Origin of the sequence: Winogradskyella flava (genome assembly GCF_014243395.1) — a bacterium.
GTDB lineage: Bacteria > Bacteroidota > Bacteroidia > Flavobacteriales > Flavobacteriaceae > Winogradskyella > Winogradskyella flava.
Genome location: NZ_JACLCP010000001.1, coordinates 939,486 through 954,321, shown reverse-complemented (window position 1 = coordinate 954,321; position 14,836 = coordinate 939,486). Strand labels below are relative to the sequence as shown.

At 34.9% G+C, this 14,836-nt stretch carries 19 protein-coding genes; 6 read left to right on the top strand and 13 right to left on the bottom strand.

What is annotated here, in order from left to right; translation table 11 throughout:
* Nucleotides 1-47: 47 nt before the first annotated feature.
* Nucleotides 48-917, bottom strand: coding sequence for a flavin reductase family protein (locus H7F21_RS04260; RefSeq protein WP_185787977.1), 870 nt, complete (start codon nucleotides 915-917; stop codon nucleotides 48-50).
* A gap of 122 nt (nucleotides 918-1,039) precedes the next feature.
* On the opposite strand from H7F21_RS04260, the gene H7F21_RS04255 reads away from it, so the two are divergent.
* Nucleotides 1,040-2,194 (top strand): sensor histidine kinase, encoded by a 1,155-nt coding sequence (locus H7F21_RS04255; protein ID WP_185787976.1) that lies wholly within the window; start codon nucleotides 1,040-1,042, stop codon nucleotides 2,192-2,194.
* Between the two features lie 9 nt (nucleotides 2,195-2,203).
* Nucleotides 2,204-2,560 carry a hypothetical protein gene (locus H7F21_RS04250; protein WP_185787975.1) on the top strand — a complete coding sequence of 119 codons (357 nt, stop codon included), beginning with the start codon at nucleotides 2,204-2,206 and terminating at the stop codon, nucleotides 2,558-2,560.
* Between the two features lies 1 nt (nucleotide 2,561).
* Here H7F21_RS04250 and H7F21_RS04245 read toward each other — a convergent pair whose 3' ends face one another.
* Nucleotides 2,562-2,951 carry an HIT family protein gene (locus tag H7F21_RS04245; RefSeq protein ID WP_185787974.1) on the bottom strand — a complete coding sequence of 130 codons (390 nt, stop codon included), beginning with the start codon at nucleotides 2,949-2,951 and terminating at the stop codon, nucleotides 2,562-2,564.
* Between the two features lie 98 nt (nucleotides 2,952-3,049).
* Nucleotides 3,050-3,523 carry a transcription elongation factor GreA gene (gene greA / locus H7F21_RS04240; protein WP_185787973.1) on the bottom strand — a complete coding sequence of 158 codons (474 nt, stop codon included), beginning with the start codon at nucleotides 3,521-3,523 and terminating at the stop codon, nucleotides 3,050-3,052.
* A 140-nt stretch (nucleotides 3,524-3,663) separates the two neighbouring features.
* Here greA and H7F21_RS04235 point away from each other — a divergent pair, with 140 nt between their 5' ends.
* Nucleotides 3,664-4,101 (top strand): Rieske (2Fe-2S) protein, encoded by a 438-nt coding sequence (locus tag H7F21_RS04235; RefSeq protein ID WP_185787972.1) that lies wholly within the window; start codon nucleotides 3,664-3,666, stop codon nucleotides 4,099-4,101.
* On the opposite strand, the gene H7F21_RS04230 is transcribed toward H7F21_RS04235, so the two are convergent.
* The 8 genes from H7F21_RS04230 to H7F21_RS04195 all read right to left on the bottom strand — a co-directional run bounded on the left by H7F21_RS04230 (nucleotide 4,098) and on the right by H7F21_RS04195 (nucleotide 11,300).
* On the bottom strand, nucleotides 4,098-6,332 hold the full coding sequence (locus H7F21_RS04230; RefSeq protein WP_185787971.1) for a TonB-dependent receptor: 2,235 nt from the start codon (nucleotides 6,330-6,332) through the stop codon (nucleotides 4,098-4,100). The two genes, H7F21_RS04235 and H7F21_RS04230, sit on opposite strands and share 4 nt — an antisense overlap.
* A 248-nt stretch (nucleotides 6,333-6,580) precedes the next feature.
* Nucleotides 6,581-6,985, bottom strand: coding sequence for an alternative ribosome rescue aminoacyl-tRNA hydrolase ArfB (gene arfB, locus H7F21_RS04225; RefSeq protein WP_185787970.1), 405 nt, complete (start codon nucleotides 6,983-6,985; stop codon nucleotides 6,581-6,583).
* Nucleotides 6,986-6,987: 2 nt separating this feature from the next.
* Entirely contained in the window at nucleotides 6,988-8,544 is a 1,557-nt protein-coding gene (locus H7F21_RS04220) for a DUF4301 family protein (RefSeq protein ID WP_185787969.1), read from the bottom strand.
* Nucleotides 8,541-9,110, bottom strand: coding sequence for an AAA family ATPase (locus tag H7F21_RS04215; protein ID WP_185787968.1), 570 nt, complete (start codon nucleotides 9,108-9,110; stop codon nucleotides 8,541-8,543). The genes H7F21_RS04220 and H7F21_RS04215 overlap by 4 nt, the downstream gene beginning before the upstream one ends.
* Complete coding sequence (pnuC, locus tag H7F21_RS04210; RefSeq protein WP_185787967.1) at nucleotides 9,071-9,703, bottom strand: nicotinamide riboside transporter PnuC; 633 nt, start codon at nucleotides 9,701-9,703, stop codon at nucleotides 9,071-9,073. The genes H7F21_RS04215 and pnuC overlap by 40 nt, the downstream gene beginning before the upstream one ends.
* Nucleotides 9,687-9,947: a hypothetical protein gene (locus H7F21_RS04205; RefSeq protein ID WP_185787966.1), complete on the bottom strand. Its 261-nt coding sequence runs from the start codon at nucleotides 9,945-9,947 to the stop codon at nucleotides 9,687-9,689. Before H7F21_RS04205 ends, pnuC begins: the two co-directional genes overlap by 17 nt.
* Nucleotide 9,948: 1 nt before the next feature.
* Entirely contained in the window at nucleotides 9,949-10,674 is a 726-nt protein-coding gene (locus H7F21_RS04200) for a phosphoglycerol geranylgeranyltransferase (RefSeq protein ID WP_185787965.1), read from the bottom strand.
* Nucleotides 10,674-11,300: a 4'-phosphopantetheinyl transferase family protein gene (locus H7F21_RS04195; RefSeq protein WP_185787964.1), complete on the bottom strand. Its 627-nt coding sequence runs from the start codon at nucleotides 11,298-11,300 to the stop codon at nucleotides 10,674-10,676. Before H7F21_RS04195 ends, H7F21_RS04200 begins: the two co-directional genes overlap by 1 nt.
* A 134-nt stretch (nucleotides 11,301-11,434) precedes the next feature.
* Between H7F21_RS04195 and ahcY the strand changes: the two genes are divergently transcribed.
* The 3 genes from ahcY (at nucleotide 11,435) to H7F21_RS04180 (ending at nucleotide 13,780) form a co-directional block, all read left to right on the top strand.
* Nucleotides 11,435-12,751, top strand: coding sequence for an adenosylhomocysteinase (ahcY, locus tag H7F21_RS04190; protein ID WP_185787963.1), 1,317 nt, complete (start codon nucleotides 11,435-11,437; stop codon nucleotides 12,749-12,751).
* A gap of 87 nt (nucleotides 12,752-12,838) precedes the next feature.
* A complete protein-coding gene (locus H7F21_RS04185; protein ID WP_185787962.1) occupies nucleotides 12,839-13,303 on the top strand; it encodes a DUF1569 domain-containing protein in 465 nt (154 codons plus the stop codon).
* The gene (locus tag H7F21_RS04180) at nucleotides 13,304-13,780 is read left to right on the top strand and encodes a very short patch repair endonuclease (protein ID WP_185787961.1); all 477 of its coding nucleotides are present in this window, start codon (nucleotides 13,304-13,306) and stop codon (nucleotides 13,778-13,780) included.
* Here H7F21_RS04180 and H7F21_RS04175 read toward each other — a convergent pair.
* The gene (locus H7F21_RS04175; protein WP_185787960.1) at nucleotides 13,773-14,384 is read right to left on the bottom strand and encodes a DUF2306 domain-containing protein; all 612 of its coding nucleotides are present in this window, start codon (nucleotides 14,382-14,384) and stop codon (nucleotides 13,773-13,775) included. The two genes, H7F21_RS04180 and H7F21_RS04175, sit on opposite strands and share 8 nt — an antisense overlap.
* Nucleotides 14,381-14,812, bottom strand: a complete 432-nt coding sequence (locus tag H7F21_RS04170) for a DUF2141 domain-containing protein (protein WP_185787959.1) — start codon at nucleotides 14,810-14,812, stop codon at nucleotides 14,381-14,383. Before H7F21_RS04170 ends, H7F21_RS04175 begins: the two co-directional genes overlap by 4 nt.
* Nucleotides 14,813-14,836: the final 24 nt, after the last annotated feature.

Genomic DNA, 14,836 nt, shown 5'->3' with positions numbered 1-14,836 from the left:
TGCTTAATCTATAATTATTTAATATTTGTTTATTCTTTTTTTTGAGACTACGAAAGTAATAACTTCCATGCACTTTCTACGTCTCCGTAGCTCAAATAATTTCGAGCTAATTTATGTTTTCTTCTATGCGAAGCTGTCTTAATTTCTGGATAGCGCTCACTAACATCTTTAATAAATTGATTAACCTCGTCTTCTGTAGGCAGTGTATCTACATTAGCTAACATCCCTAGATTATTTCCTGTTAAAATCATGCTGTTCTTAACATGTTCTGGTAAGGCATCGACTCCGATTCCCATAGTACGCAGTGGTTTAGGAATTTCAAAAAATCCTCGTTTTGCCCTACTGTAATAACTACCTCCTGCTCGCGCTACCAAATCCAATGCTTCTTGGTTAATTGTGCCATCTGCATTCATTACTTCTTCAGCAATATGCAGTTTAACCACTTCAGAAATTACTAAATTTCCTGCACCGCCTTCTTTACCCAATTTTACGATTTCATTAACCTTGCATTCAAATTGTACTGGAGATTCAGCCACCCGAAATGGTTTTACTTCATCCGATGGCAACATGGTCAATCCAGCCTTTTCAAATTCGTTGACGTCTTCAGGATATTCCGTACTGCTCAGGGACATTTGGTGTACAATGTCGTAATTAACGACATTAATGACCACTTCCTTAACCGCTTCAACATTCTGTAACGTATGTTTTATGGTATTATCCCTAACACGCCTAGCGGGAGAAAAAATCATAATCGGCGGATTAGCACTAAAGACATTAAAGAAGCTAAATGGCGATAGATTTGGATGGCCATGAGTATCAACTGTACTAGCAAACGCAATAGGTCTAGGTGCTACGGCACTTAACAAATAAGCGTGCAATCGTCCTGTAGATAAATCTTTTGGATTATATGAAATCATGCCCTCTACTGATTTTCAACAAATATAGCTATATTGGTTTGCTAGTAAAAGTGTTTTCCTTTTGTTTAAGCACAATATTATCAACAGTTTTGCATTATATTAAATAGAAATTGCACTAACCAATGACGTTTAACTCAAACCGAAATGTAATCCGCTGGATTATTATACTATCCTCATTTATTATCATCTCTCTCATTCTTTGGAATACCTACGTCTTCTTCCAAAATTTTAAGGCCGAAGAACGTAATAAAATGAAAAATTGGTCTTTTGCACAAAAAGAATTGAGTTTAACGAAAGATTTAAATGCTGATATTGGGGAACTCCCATTGGTAATTATAGCTAGTAATACAACAACACCAATGATAAATGTCAGTACGGACGGAAGCTTAAATTATAGAAATATCGATGAAGAAAAAGCGAAAGACTCACTATATCTTTTAAAACTGATTAAAAAATTTGAAAAAGAGAATCAGCCCATAGAAATTCGATATGGAAATCGTGTACACTCAACATTATACTATGGTAACTCTCCCTTATTGAATAAACTAAAGTACTACCCATTAGCGTTATTATTGATCATTCTACTCTTTGCTGCCGTTGTTTATTTCTTTTATCGAAGTTCTAAAAATGCCGAGCAAAATAAACTTTGGACAGGAATGGCAAAAGAAACCGCTCACCAGATTGGAACGCCCTTATCCTCTCTTGTTGGTTGGGCCGAAATTTTAAAATCGGAAAATGTAAATCCTGAATATATTGTAGAAATTGAAAAAGATATTGATCGTTTGCAGACCATTACCGAACGCTTTAGTAAAATTGGTTCAGCTCCTACCCTGGAAACGGTAGATATTGTTGATGTAACAATATCCTCTTACGACTACTTAAAATCGAGATCATCCAAACTCATAGATTTTGAAATCACTGCTCCCAATGATGCAATTCCTGTAAATCTCAACGCACAACTTTATAGCTGGACTATAGAGAATTTGGTTAAAAATGCTATTGACGCCATGAAAGGAAAAGGAGATTTGAAGCTCCACATATCTTCTGATGAAAAACTTGTAAATATTAAAATTTCTGATACTGGAAAAGGTATTCCCAAACATCAGTTTACCAAGATTTTCGAACCTGGTTATACTACCAAAAAACGTGGTTGGGGACTTGGACTATCCTTAGCCAAAAGAATAATTGAGGACTACCATAACGGTAAAATAAAAGTCTTGAATTCTGAGATTGGAAAAGGAACAACCATTCAAATTAGTTTAAAATTATTGTCTTAAATTTAGCCCATGGCTACTTACAAATATTTCACACTAAAAGAAGCTAGACTCAGTAATAACTGTCCTGAGTGTTACTCTAATGATGGCTTGGAAATAACCTTTAAACAAAAATTTGTCGAGAATGCTTTTTACAAAGCTATTTCAAAAGAAATAGTAAGCGAGATTCATTGTTATAATTGTAACACTTCTATTTTTCCAGTGCGTTGGACAGATGATATAGAAAGTGTAGTGGCTTATCAAAAACGGGCAATCGAACCTAGACCAAAATCAATAAAACTAAAGCCTTTAGCTTGGGTTGTAATTGTATTGGATCTGCTCATTGTAGCTGCAATTATACTCGCTGTGACTGGTGTGATTTCTTTTTAATTTACAGGTAAGAAGCTATCTTATTTGCTGTGATTTCAAAGTCTTCGGAACTTAATTTTTCTTTACTCGTAAAGCGTGCATCTTCCATGGAATGCAAAGGAATTAAATGTACATGAACATGGGGAACCTCAAGACCTATCACAGACATACCAACACGTTCACAAGGAATGGCCTTTTCGATAGCAATGGCTACTCGTCTTGAAAATTGCATTAGTCCAATGTATGCCGCCTCATCTAGGTCAAAAATCTTATCGACTTCTTTCTTGGGAATGCAAAGTGTGTGTCCTTTTGAGTTTGGATTTATGTCTAGAAAAGCAAAAAAGTCTTTAGTTTCCGCAACCTTGTATGACGGAATTTCTCCATTAACGATTTTTGTGAAAATTGTTGCCATAACCCAAAAGAATATCTCATAAAGATAAAAAAGATTCCTTGAGCAAGGAATCTTTAATGTATAATATGAAATAAGATTTTTATATAATTAAAAATTCATCATCTCGAAATCTCTAAGATGTCAAACTTCATAATACCATTAGGTACTTGGATTTCTGCAGTATCACCTACTGATTTACCCAATAGACCTTTACCTATTGGCGAATTCACGGAAATTTTACCTGTAGCCAAATCCGCCTCGCTTTCAGCCACCAAAGTATAGGTCATTTCCATACCATTAGTTTGATTTTTAATCTTCACTATAGATAAAGCCAAAACTTTAGAGGTATCTAATTGTGATTCATCAATAACACGAGCATTGGCTAAAGTTTCTTCCATTTTAGAGATTTTCATTTCCAACATACCTTGCGCTTCCTTAGCAGCATCATATTCTGCATTTTCACTTAAATCTCCTTTATCTCTAGCTTCTGCAATAGCCTGTGACGCCTTTGGACGCTCAACATCTTTAAGATGATTTAGCTCTTCTCTTAATTTTTTTAGTCCTTCTGCCGTGTAATAAGATACTTTACTCATAATTCATTCGTTTATTCTAAAAAGATGCCGAAACGAGTTCAGCACAAAAAAAATCCCGCGCGAACGAGATTACTATGCAAATATATAAAATATTTACGGTATAGTTGAAATAATCGTAAATTGAAGCCCAAAAATTGACAATGAAAAAACTACCCATAATTCTTTCTATTTTATTTTTTGCATGTAATGGTGACGACGACAATAGAAACAATTGTAATTTCTTATTCGATGCTGGTGTTAACCTTACGGTTAATATCAATTTACCACAGTTTAGTCAACTCGCATTTCCAGGAAATAGTGTCTATGTGTCAAACCAAGGGAATAATGGTATTTGGTTATATCGTTTAAATTCAGCAACCCTTTATGCTTGGGATGCCGCTGACCCTAGCCATACACCGTCAGGTTGCTCTACATTGACTGACTCAGGCACTGGTGATATTGTAGTTTGCGGTTGTGAAGATGCCAACCAATATGGCTTAGCTACTGGACAAGGTTTAGATGGAAACACACAACCCTGCACGCTACAGCCATACAGGGTCGATGATCTTGGGAATAATAGCTATTTAGTGACTAACTAAAAGTTTAATGTCACTCCAACCAAAAAGTTTGTGGTGGCCTGTGGATAGAATCCAGAGAAAAATCCTGTAGAAATACCCGTTGAGCTATTTGGATCTTCAAAATCAAATGATCCAAAATACCCATTAGGCACATATTTTTCGTTAAGGATATTGTTCACTAAACCTGAAAATACAATAGAGTCGAAAATAGGTTGAGACTCCTCATTACCCAGGAATGACAGAGTGTAATTAATATTAAAATCATTTACAAAGAAGCTGTCTAATTTAGAATCAGGATTTTCCGTATTTCCCATAAACTGGTCTCCAACATATTTACTTAAAAGCGACATTTGAAGATTTTCTAGAGGCTGAAACACTATGGCATTCGCGGCTACCAAATCTGGTGAAAACGAAATATCGGTTTTTCCTAAGCTCTGCAATGCCCCATTCAAAGACACAATAGTTTCCTTATTTTTATTAGAACTTAACGTCATGTTAGGCTGTAGAGTTAATTTAGGGGTCACTGGAATAATAGCTTCCAATTCTAATCCCAATCGGTAACTTTCACCACTATTAGTTCTAATTGGGTTTCCAACATCATCTAAGCCACCCGAAAGCACCAATTGCTGATTATACAGCATGTAGTACGCATTTGCATTGAATACGAAATTCCCCTTCTTATGTCGCCAACCCAACTCAAAGTCATTAAGCCGTTCTGGTTTAATATCATTATCAGTTTCAAAATCAGTTCTATTTGGCTCCCTATTCGCTCTTGCGAAAGAAAAATAGAAACTGTTATTAGAATTTAAATCGTAAGTGATACCAGCCTTTGGATTAAAGAACGTGAACGCTTTATCGACTTCAAAGTCCACTAAATCCGAAGTATTTCCAAACGTTTTATAGGTGACGTTTCGTACTTGCAAGTCACCATATAAACTTATCTTATCATTAAGCTGATAATTGGCTTTAGTAAATACGGATAAATCATTCTTTAAGCTATTACCATCATAATAACGATCTCTAATATCGCTTTGACTCGCATATTCTGCCCAAATCACTTCACCAAAATGATCACCATCATAATGACTAAAAGACCCACCAAAAATCATATCTAACTCCTCATTCTTATAATTGGCACTGGCATTAACAACATAAAAGTCATTATCTAACCATCGACGACGGATTAAATCAGTGGTGTTAACCGTTTCACCATCCACTGTTAATTCTTCAAAGCCATACGTCGAAAAATCATCGTCTTCTCTGAATTGTTCAAAATAACCACGACCATAAGTATAGTTTAAACCTAAGGTAGTTGACCAATTGTTATTGTATTTCTGATTCCAATGCAACTGATAATGGTCTTGACTGTAGTTGTCCACTTCATTATCATAGAATTGTGTATTACCATCATCATCCGTGTATATTCCAGCAAAGTTGAAAGTTCTATCGCTTTTTAAAGTTTCAGCATCAATACCATACCACGCTTGATAGGTAACTTCATTACCGCCAAACGTAATAGCCTTTATCAATGTATTCGCATCTACATATGATGCTTGCAAGAAATACGATTTTAAATCTGCAGAAGCTCTATCAATGTAACCATCTGATGAAATATTAGACAAACGACCAGCAATTTCAAAATGGTCGTTCATTAAACCCGTACTGAATTTTACTGTATGTTTTCGTGTATTGAAGCTTCCGAAAGAATTTGAGATTTCACCAGATGCTTCATTTGAAACGGCATCAGTCAATACATTAATACTAGCACCAAAGGCACCAGAACCATTTGTGGATGTTCCTACACCACGTTGTAATTGCAAACTCTCTACCGATGAGGCAAAGTCGCCAAGATTTACCCAAAACGTACCTAAAGACTCCGCATCATTATAAGGAATACCGTTGATGGTAATATTGGTAGATTGCGGACTGACACCTCTAACTCTTATACCTGTATAACCTACACCAGCTCCAGCATCTGTGGTCGTTACTACTGACGGTAAAAAGTTCAGCAAAATAGGAATGTCTTGCCCTAAGTTGCGTTTAGCAATTTCTTTTTTGGTAACATTAGAATGCGTAATAGGCGCTTTTTCCCTTACACGGACTGATTTTACTAAAACCTCATCTAGTTTTTCGGTTTTAGTAGTGTCTTGTTGTTTTTCTTGTCCAAAAACTGTAGAAAGACTTAATAAAAAAATAAAAATTGTTAATCTCTGCCTACTGTTTTTTGAGAGATTTTTGAATAAATTTTTCATCGCGATTATAACTTTATAATCGAATAAAAAGAGGTCATTATTCTTTGTTAGTAATTGATTTTTTTGATGAATGAGATACTGAAACAAGTTCAGCATGACAATATCATCCTTAATTTCCTTCGCAGCATTACCTGCGCAGGTTCAATGGGTATGATCTCAGCCTCCTATTGGCACCCCTTTTTTGAGAACGCTGCAAAGATAGTTTACAAATGGATATTGGCAAATGATTATTGATTAATTATTATTAATTAATCAATCTTAGGTGGCTTACGATTGGCTTTCTTTTCTGAAGCTTTACGCTTGTTCTCTAAACGTTTTCGTTTTACCGCTTTAGGCACTTTTGTTGGCTTACGCTCTTTGTCTTCCTTTAGACTTTCTTCAATAAGTGCTAAAAACCGTTGGATTACCAAGGCCTTATTTCTAAACTGACTTCGACTTTCATCAGAATTCAATATTAGCACATTTTGCTTGGTTAATCTATTACTGAAAAATTCCTTTAAGCGCTTTTTTTCATCCTCATCAAAAACCGTAGATGTTTCAAGATTAAAATAAAGCACGACTTTAGAAGCTACTTTGTTCACATGCTGTCCTCCACTACCAGAACTTCGAACAGCTTTAAATGTTAATTCAGATTTTAGAGCTTCAACATCCACAATTAATTAATTTGATGTGGTGCTTTTAATAAATCATTTACTGTTTTCACGGGATTGAATGTTATAATTGGGACTTCCACAAAAATAGTGTTCCAATGTGCCATACTTCCATTCCAAAGTCCAGGTAGCTCTAACGCCTTTAGGTCTTTACCAACCTTGGTTTTCATAGTTATGAACGCGGCATTATGATCTACGAAGTTTTCAAGATCATATTTTTCACCCTTATAATTTTTGACACCACAAACTAAGTCGACAGGATTAAAGTGTGTGGCATTAGTCAGTATGTCTTTCTGCCATTTATTTTTTAAATTGATTTGGGCAGATTCTACAATCTGTAACGACAGATTTCCATACATATCCCTTACCCAAAAAGGACCTCCTCCTGGTTCACCTTCATTCTTAACCATTCCGCAAATGCGAATTGGTCTATCCAACTTTTCTCGTAAATACTCAATCTTGTATTTATCTAAATATTTCTTGTATTCGCCAGAAATCTTAATACACAATTCGTTTGTTAGAAATGTTTCTATGTCTTTGAATTCTTGTTGAGATATCTCTGATTGATCTAAAATTCTCAAACACTTAAAAGCTTTGGTTTGCAGTTTCAATAAAATTCCTGCCAACACTTTTTTATATCTAGCAACCTCTTCCTTATATTGCTTAACCACCACATTATCTATATTCTTTATGAATATGATATCCGCATCTAGTTCATTTAAATTCTTTAACAACGCACCATGACCAGATGGTCTAAAAAGTAATGAACCGTCCTCATTTCTAAAAGGTTCATCCTTTGGTGTAACTGCTATGGTATCGGTTGACTCTTGCTGATATGAAAATGAAATATTGAAAGACACTCCTGTATTTTCCTCAACATATTCCTCGATACGCTTAAATTCCTCACTAAATTTATCCTTGAAACGTTCGGATATTGTAAAATGAAGTTCAGCTTTTCTATCATCCGAAGCATAGAGTGCTGCTTCATATAAATGTTCTTCAAAAGCCGTAGAAATATGATGACTTTTATATTTATGGAATGGTAACAAACCTTTTGGAGAATTACCAAAATTAAGTTGGTTTTCGTTTAGCATTGTTTTCGCAAAATGCAATGCCTTTTCACCAGAGGACAATTGGTGGAAATCGACACCTTGCAGTTGTAAAACTTCTATAACCTGTTTATAGAACGGAAACTTTTCCAAACCAACTAGAAAAAATGCCAAATCTTTGAAGTTGTTTTTATTTATAAAGGCATTTAAGGATTCCTTTTTAGGATTGTATTCCTTTAAAAACTTAAATAAAAACTTAAACATTCTTGTTGCTGCTCCTGAGGCTGGCACAAACTTTAGAAGTGATAAGCCGCTCTTGTTGATTTCAAAATGAGCTACTGCTTCATCAATTTGCTGGCCATCTAAGCCAATGATGCCATTACCAATCGTAGCTGCTTCTGCAATGTTTGTAAAAGGGATTCCCGTTTTAAAAAGTTCTATTTGTGATTCAACTTTCTCAAGGGTTAGTCCCTTTTTATCTATTAATTTTATATCATTTTCCGTAAAACTCATTTTTTCTTGTCTAGTAGGTTATTAATATGCTCAACAGCTATTTTTAATCGCTCTTGTTTATTCCCTTTCAATAGTACGTAAGGTTTATTATAGGTTTGTAGAGCAGTTTCAAAAGCTTTGAACATACGTTCTCTTTCATTAGGTTTGTCTCTCAGGTCATCTGCTTCCCAAGGCGTGTCAATATAGGTTAAAAAATAAAGTTCATAGAAATTTTCTAGAGCATGTGCTTCTAAAATCGGGTCACATGTTCCTGAGTAGTAAGCTTCGCTATAAACTTTAGTTTCTAGCAAATCCGTATCACATATTAAAACAGAATCAGTTTTTTGAGCCAATTCGTTTTCTAATTTCATCTGCCCAATAGCTATTGGCAGTAAATCCTTAGGTTCACAAGTTTTGCGTTCATTATTCCATTTGTCTTGTAGATATTCTCGAGCATATTCTGGTACCCAAACCGAATTGTAATGTCTGGCTAACTGTCTAGACAGTGTGGTCTTACCTGTTGATTCAGGTCCAAACAAAACTACTTTTATGCAGTTTGCAGGTCGTTGTTGAGGTATCGTTTCCATGCTAAATATCCAAAAATGGCAATTACGGTAAATCCTAGATATTGAAAACTAGTGAATGTAAATCCTTTATACAAATACAAAGGTACAGATATGATGTCTCCAATAATCCAGAATATCCAGTTTTCAATCTTTCGCCTTGCCATGAGCCACATTCCAACAAAAAATATTGCCGTTGTGAGTGTATCGGCATAAGCGACCCAACCATTCCATTTATCAAAAGCTTTATAAACTGTAAATACGAATATCAGTGTAGCAATAAAAATAAGAATACTTGTACTCTTTTCTTTCGATATCGTCCTAGAAATAGGCGTTACATGTGTTTCATCAACTTTTCTAGTCCATACGAACCAGCCATAAACACTCATTATAAAATAGTAGGCATTAATCATCATATCACCTAGCAGCTCCCATTTAAATAGTAGGTAAACAAAAAGGACAGTGCTTATCATTCCTGTTGGAAAGACCCAAATCTTATTTTGTTTGGAAAACCAAACCGATAGAAAACCAAAGACAACAGCAATAATTTCCAATACAATATCTACTGTTTGGTATTCTGCATATTGCCCAAAAAGAAAATCAAAAATTTGGCTCATACTCGCTTCGATCTGTTTTTACAATTTTCATTTGTAATACTGAAATATCAACCTCAGCAAATGAACGTTTTATTTCTCGGGTTAAAAATGACATTAACGTATCATACTCTCCAAAAATTTGGGTACTAAGTGGATTTTCTAAAACCGTAAATTCTGAATCTCTTAATCGTTTTATAAAGTTAATGACATGAGTTTCGTAATCATTTTGCAATGGCGATAAGGTTAAATCTACTGATATTTTCATGCTATTTTTTTAATTCGTTAAAGAAGTCTTCATTGTCTTCAAAAGCAGTTCCGATAACTACCAAATCTGCACCAGCTTTGTATGCCGACTCTAGTTCTGAGCTTGATCTAATACCACCACCAACAATTAATGGCACATCTAATTCTTTTTTAACTTTTGCAATGATTTCAGGTTCAATTGGGTGTGTGGCTCCACTACCAGCTTCTAAATAGATAAGCTTCGCACCTAATAACTCCCCTGCTTTAGCAGTATCTACTATAGTTTGAATTGTACTTCGCTTTATGGGTTTCGTTTGGCTGACACGTTCAACTGAAGTTTGCTTTCCGTTTTCTATAAGGATGTAACCGGTTGATATAATTTCTAAGTTTGTTGATTTCAATTTTGAAACGGCTTCAACATGCTTGCCGATTAAATAGTCTGGATTTCGACCAGAAATTAAAGACAAAAACAATATGCCATCAGCTTTATCCGTGATTTGAATCACATCACCAGGAAATAAAATGACTGGTAAATTAGTATATCTCTTTATCTCTATAACCAATGCTTCTGTAATGCCCTCATCAACCTCACTTCCACCAACAAATATCTGTGTTGCGACTGATGAATTTACTTTAGAAATAAAACTTGCAGCATTTTCAAGACTCATTTTATCAGGATCAATTAAAACCGCTAATAATTTTTTAGATTTTAAACTTGACGTAATTATATTTTGATAAATACTACTCATTATGGAATGACGTATGCACAGGTAAATCCATCAAACTCTAAAAAAGCTGTATTATATCTATACTTCTTTCCTTCATAATCTATCCATGCAACAGTCTCATCATCTTCTAACATGAAAGGGATCACCAAAAAATGTTCCTTAAATAACATGCCTGGTGTTGAAAATAGCTTATACAATGACTCTTTTACTCCCCAAATGACTGTCAATTTTCTAATGTAATCTTCGGAATTCCTGTCTAGATAGTTGAATTCGTAATCCACAAATTTCTTAGCTATGACACCTATTTTTTCACGTTGCATTTCAATATCAATACCAACTTCTTTATCACTAATAATCACTCCAGAGAATGTAAAAGAATGAGTTATTGAAATAGACTTACCGTCTTTAAGATGGGGTTTACCATGATCATCATAGTACAAATCTTGATCTGTATAATCGAATTCCCTGAGTAAATGCCTAACACTCAAAAAACCACGTTGATGCAGTTGGCTTTTCATGCCCAAAACACGTTCTAGACTATTTGGTTTTAAATCGAGTGGTCGAAATAATTCATCATACGATTCCTCAATCTTCCAGATTTTAACAGTAGTTTGTGAGTTTACGCTAATGGATTTGTACAGTGGCATTTAATATTCTAAATCCTAATGATTATCTTTGCATCGCCTTAGGCGAATTTGGCATTTTTGATGTAGCGAATTTAGTTATTTAAGCCATAAACCCAAAGGCAAGTACAATTTTAAAAATTAGACAAAATAAAAATATGAGTACAAAAACAATTGCTTACGTACCTAATAAGGTGAAAGATATGTCGCTTGCGGCTTGGGGAAGAAAAGAGATTGAATTGGCTGAGGCTGAAATGCCAGGTCTTATGAGTTTACGTGAAGAATATAAAAACGAGCAGCCCCTAAAAGGTGCACGTATCGCAGGGTGTTTGCATATGACCATACAGACTGCTGTTTTAATCGAAACATTACAAGCCCTAGGTGCCGAAGTCACGTGGAGTTCTTGTAATATTTTCTCTACTCAAGATCAAGCTGCTGCTGCAATTGCTGCTGCTGGAACTGCAGTTTATGCATGGAAAGACATGACAGAAGAAGAGTTTGATTGGTGCATCGAGCAAACCTTATTCTTTGGTGAGGATAGACAACCATTAAATATGATTTTGGATGATGGTGGCGATTTAACCAATATGGTTTTAGATAAATACCCACATTTGGCTGATGGCATTAAAGGGTTATCTGAAGAAACCACTACAGGCGTTCACAGACTTTACGAGCGCGTAAAAAATGGAACTCTACCAATGCCTGCAATTAACGTTAATGATTCTGTAACGAAATCTAAGTTCGATAATAAGTATGGTTGTAAAGAATCTGCAGTAGATGCGATTCGTAGAGCAACTGATATTATGTTGGCCGGAAAACGCGTTACTGTTTGTGGTTATGGTGATGTTGGCAAAGGCACTGCAGCGTCTTTTAAAGGTGCTGGAAGTATAGTAACGGTTACAGAAATCGATCCAATTTGTGCTTTACAAGCTGCGATGGATGGTTTTGAAGTTAAGAAATTGGAAACTGTAGTTGGGAACTCTGATATTGTAATTACTACTACAGGAAATAAAGATATTGTTAGAGCAGAGCATTTTAAAGCGATGAAAGACAAAACCATAGTGTGTAATATCGGTCACTTTGATAATGAAATACAAATGGCTTGGTTAAACGAAAATTATGGAAATACTAAGGATACGATTAAGCCTCAAGTAGACAAGTATACCATTGACGAAAAAGATATTATCATCTTAGCTGAGGGTCGACTAGTTAACTTAGGTTGTGCAACAGGTCACCCAAGTTTTGTAATGAGTAACTCATTTACTAACCAAACCTTAGCGCAGATAGAACTCTGGAAAAACGCTGAGGCTTATGGAAACGAGGTATATATGTTGCCAAAGCATTTGGACGAGAAGGTAGCTAAACTTCACTTGGAAAAAATTGGTGTTGAGCTTACTGAATTAGCAGACTACCAAGCAGATTATATTGGTGTAAAAGTCGAAGGCCCTTATAAACCAGAGCATTACCGTTACTAATTTTGTCATACTGAACTCGTTTCAGTATCTCATTTGTAAATATAAACCCTTACAGAAATGTGAGGGTTTTTGTTATTTTTAGTGAATATGAAAAATACTCACAAGCTTTCTATTTATCTTGATACCATAGAATCCTATATCCCTCGATTTGAAGAAAACAACCTCAAAGTATCCAAATCTACTGTAGGTTGGCAACTAGATCATTGCCTTAAAGTCATTAATAATGTTTCTACAGCGTTAGAAACTTCAGATTTTGGGTTATATCAAAATAATTTTAGTGTCTTAGGAAAGTTATTTTTAGCTCTTGGTTATTTTCCGAGAGGAAAAGGAAAGGCACCAAAACATGTCATACCGCCCGAGGTGATTTTAAAAGCGGATTTAATATCACAGCTTGAAAGTGCTAGATCCAATGTTAAAAATATAGCTAATTTAGATACAAATGCTTTTTTTAAACATCCTTTATTTGGGGATATAAATACCAAAAGGGTCTATCGGTTTTTAGAGGTCCATACTAACCATCATTTAAAGATCATAAAAGATATGTTGAAATAAATGAGCTATGATGAACCCAAAATAAAAGTCCCAAGATTCAACGAAGAATTAGGTTTCTACACCACAAAACAACGCTCTAGGCAAATGAGCAAAATACGTGGTAAGAATACTAAACCAGAACTTATATTTCGAAAAGCGCTTTGGAAAAAAGGCGTCCGTTATCGTTTAGACAGCAAGCAACTACCTGGACGACCAGATGTAAGCATCAAAAAATACAAACTCGCCGTTTTTATAGATGGTGAATTTTGGCATGGTTATAATTGGAATGAGCGCAAAGAAAAACTGAAAAGCAATCGCAAGTTTTGGATTCCAAAGATAGAACGCAACATGCAACGCGACCGAGAAGTAAATCAGCAATTAAAAGATATGGATTATGTTGTATTTCGGTTCTGGACACACGAGATAAAAGACAATCTTAAAACTTGTATCAACGATGTGATGATATATTTGAATCTCTCAGGTTTCAATACTAAATAGTTTGTAAACCTTTATTCTGACTGATAATAACTTCTGCAATAGTCAAATTTATAATCCAGCATAACCAAGACGCCAATTTATAAATTTCTATAAACTCAACATTAAAAAATAGTGGAATTAAGAGCATCAATCGTAACGGAATTGCAGAAAATGTCAAAGCAAAACTTCGTATCATCCACTTTTGATGACCTACGATATTCTTTTTGATTATAGAACTAATCGCCTTATACGTGCTAACTAACCAAATAACTGATAAGATCGTAAAACCAATTCTGGACATTATTCCGCCCATGGCGAATTGCGCTATAACAAACCCACTTACACCACTTAAAAGTACTGAAACCACATAGATATAACCAAACCTTTTATGCCAAAGCATATACCGTTGTCTTAGTGTTTGAGAAAACTGTGTTGGTGCAGCAAACATAGCTATCATTCCAAAAACAATATGTATCCTAAAAACGATATGATACCATAGTTGATCAACCAAGATTTTACCTTTTAGAATTCCACTGATATGGTTCTGAAAATAATGCATGGACATTACCACCATTGTTATAGCACCTGACCAGAAAAACAATGTGTGAAAAGCGCGCAACTTCATAATTCTACAGTAATAGTTTTTATAGCCTCATCAATTTTAAAGGCAGCTTTTTCATACGAGGGTGGCCCAAAAAGTGTACTTGGATTATTAGAAAACCCATAAGGTTCTTTCGGTATGCCTAGAAAATTACTATCCAGCTTATTATTGCTATTCTCGTCATGAAATATGCTTACAGCATAGGTGCCCTGTGGTAAATCTTCGAACACTAAAATATGTTCTTTTGCACTGACTTTTTTTCGCTTTGCAAAACTGTAATCTTTTAAAAATTTAGATTCAGCATCAAATACAGCAACCATCAAATTACCTTTTAGTTTTTTAATGTTTGTAACACGAATTTCTAATGTAGCATTTTGCGAATTAGAGGTTAGATTTTCTTTTGAAAAGAGTAGAATTAAGCTACTCAATAAAATAATAGATAATGTTCTCATAAAATTTGTTTTTCCAAGTTTACG

Coding starts and splice junctions, on each gene's coding strand:
- H7F21_RS04260 (WP_185787977.1), bottom strand. CDS start 917: ATGATTTCATATAATCCAAAAGATTTATCTACAGGACGATTGCACGCT.
- H7F21_RS04255 (WP_185787976.1), top strand. CDS start 1,040: ATGACGTTTAACTCAAACCGAAATGTAATCCGCTGGATTATTATACTA.
- H7F21_RS04250 (WP_185787975.1), top strand. CDS start 2,204: ATGGCTACTTACAAATATTTCACACTAAAAGAAGCTAGACTCAGTAAT.
- H7F21_RS04245 (WP_185787974.1), bottom strand. CDS start 2,951: ATGGCAACAATTTTCACAAAAATCGTTAATGGAGAAATTCCGTCATAC.
- greA (WP_185787973.1), bottom strand. CDS start 3,523: ATGAGTAAAGTATCTTATTACACGGCAGAAGGACTAAAAAAATTAAGA.
- H7F21_RS04235 (WP_185787972.1), top strand. CDS start 3,664: ATGAAAAAACTACCCATAATTCTTTCTATTTTATTTTTTGCATGTAAT.
- H7F21_RS04230 (WP_185787971.1), bottom strand. CDS start 6,332: ATGAAAAATTTATTCAAAAATCTCTCAAAAAACAGTAGGCAGAGATTA.
- H7F21_RS04220 (WP_185787969.1), bottom strand. CDS start 8,544: ATGAGTTTTACGGAAAATGATATAAAATTAATAGATAAAAAGGGACTA.
- H7F21_RS04215 (WP_185787968.1), bottom strand. CDS start 9,110: ATGGAAACGATACCTCAACAACGACCTGCAAACTGCATAAAAGTAGTT.
- pnuC (WP_185787967.1), bottom strand. CDS start 9,703: ATGAGCCAAATTTTTGATTTTCTTTTTGGGCAATATGCAGAATACCAA.
- H7F21_RS04205 (WP_185787966.1), bottom strand. CDS start 9,947: ATGAAAATATCAGTAGATTTAACCTTATCGCCATTGCAAAATGATTAC.
- H7F21_RS04200 (WP_185787965.1), bottom strand. CDS start 10,674: ATGAGTAGTATTTATCAAAATATAATTACGTCAAGTTTAAAATCTAAA.
- H7F21_RS04195 (WP_185787964.1), bottom strand. CDS start 11,300: ATGCCACTGTACAAATCCATTAGCGTAAACTCACAAACTACTGTTAAA.
- ahcY (WP_185787963.1), top strand. CDS start 11,435: ATGAGTACAAAAACAATTGCTTACGTACCTAATAAGGTGAAAGATATG.
- H7F21_RS04185 (WP_185787962.1), top strand. CDS start 12,839: ATGAAAAATACTCACAAGCTTTCTATTTATCTTGATACCATAGAATCC.
- H7F21_RS04180 (WP_185787961.1), top strand. CDS start 13,304: ATGAGCTATGATGAACCCAAAATAAAAGTCCCAAGATTCAACGAAGAA.
- H7F21_RS04175 (WP_185787960.1), bottom strand. CDS start 14,384: ATGAAGTTGCGCGCTTTTCACACATTGTTTTTCTGGTCAGGTGCTATA.
- H7F21_RS04170 (WP_185787959.1), bottom strand. CDS start 14,812: ATGAGAACATTATCTATTATTTTATTGAGTAGCTTAATTCTACTCTTT.